1 protein-coding gene is annotated in these 1,643 nt (G+C 73.0%); it reads left to right on the top strand.

Features of this window, described 5'->3' with window-relative positions; translation table 11 throughout:
- Window positions 1–252: 252 nt before the first annotated feature.
- A complete protein-coding gene (radA, locus tag AB0G02_RS39045; RefSeq protein WP_360805201.1) occupies window positions 253–1,617 on the top strand; it encodes a DNA repair protein RadA in 1,365 nt (454 codons plus the stop codon).
- Window positions 1,618–1,643 lie beyond the last annotated feature (26 nt).

Below are 1,643 nucleotides of genomic sequence, written 5' to 3'. Positions count from 1 at the left end.
GCCCAGCGGGGTGAAGCGTCCCGCCGGGCCTGCCGGCTTCGACCAGCCTAAGGCACCCGAACCCATGTCAAATCGGGCCTCGGTGGGGTGGTGGCGGGGCCGTTGAGGGCGTGGGGGTGGTTACGGGGGTTGGGGCGGGAATGACTGAGTGGGTGATCTTTGGCTGCACGACGGTGGTTGGCGGAGTTGGGGGGTGGAGGGTGGGTGTTGGTGCGGATCGGGCTTGTCGGAGGTGGCGGATAGCCTCGGGGCGTGGCGAAGACAGCACGGGCTCCCAAAGCGACGTACCGGTGTGCCGATTGCGGGCACGAGGTGGCGAAGTGGGTCGGGCGGTGTCCTGAGTGCCAGGCCTGGGGAACGGTGGAGGAGCGGGGGGTTTCCGCTGCGCCCCGGTTCCTCGCGGGTGCGCCCAGCAGTGAGGCGCGGCCCATCGCGCAGGTCGACATCGAGTCCGCGCGGGCCCTGTCGACGGGGGTGCTGGAGCTCGACCGGGTGCTCGGGGGTGGCCTGGTGCCGGGGGCCGTGGTGCTGCTGGCGGGGGAGCCGGGGGTCGGGAAGTCGACCCTGCTGCTGGAGGTGGCGCACCAGTGGGCGTTGTCGGTCGGCCGCTGCCTGTACGTCACCGGTGAGGAGTCGGCGGGGCAGGTGCGGTTGCGCGCCGATCGGACCGGCAACCTGCACGACGAGATCTACCTCGCCGCGGAGAGCGACATCTCCGCCGTGCTGGGGCAGGTGGACGTGGTCAAGCCGACGATGTTGATCGTCGACTCCGTGCAGACCATGTCGTCGCCCGCGGTGGACGGGGCGCCCGGCGGGGTCAGCCAGGTCCGCGCCGTCACGTCCGGCCTGATCGCGGTGGCCAAGGAGCGCGGGTTGCCGGTCGTGCTGGTCGGCCACGTCACGAAGGACGGCTCGGTCGCCGGGCCGCGCGTGCTGGAGCACCTGGTGGACGTGGTGCTGCAGTTCGAGGGAGACCGGCACTCGACGTTGCGGCTGCTGCGCGGGGTGAAGAACCGGTTCGGGCCGGCGGACGAGGTCGGTTGCTTCGAGCTGCGCGACGACGGCATCGCGGGCGTGCCGGACCCGTCCGGGCTGTTCCTGCACCGGCGCGACCAGGCGGTGTCCGGCACCGCGGTCACGGTGGTGGTGGAGGGCAAGCGGCCGATGTTGGGCGAGGTGCAGGCGCTGGTCACGCCGACCGCGCTGCCCGCGCCGCGGCGCGCGGTGAGCGGGTTGGACTCGGCCCGGCTGGCGATGGTGCTGGCGGTGCTGGAGAAGCGCGGCAAGGTCGGGTTGGGCAACAAGGACGTGTTCACCGCCACGGTCGGCGGGATGCGGCTCACCGAGCCCGCGGTGGACCTGGCGGTGGCGTTGGCGGTCGCCTCGGCGGCCACGGACCTGCCCCTGCCGCACGACCTGGTCGTAGTGGGCGAGGTGGGGCTGTCCGGCGAGCTGCGCCGCGTCAACGGCGTGGGCCGACGCCTCACCGAGGCCGCCCGGCTCGGCTTCACGAAGGCGCTCGTGCCGCCGGACGCCGGGCCGCTGCCGCAGGGCACACGCGCGCTGGTGGCGAACGACCTGCACGAGGCCCTGAACCTGCTCAAGCTCCGGAAGTAGCGGACGGCGCCCGGTCGGGTGACCGG

Origin of the sequence: Actinosynnema sp. NPDC023658, from assembly GCF_040639995.1 — a bacterium.
Lineage (GTDB): Bacteria > Actinomycetota > Actinomycetes > Mycobacteriales > Pseudonocardiaceae > Actinosynnema.
The sequence above is the reverse complement of the archived record's forward strand: the minus strand, read 5'-3'. Positions and strand labels throughout refer to the sequence as shown.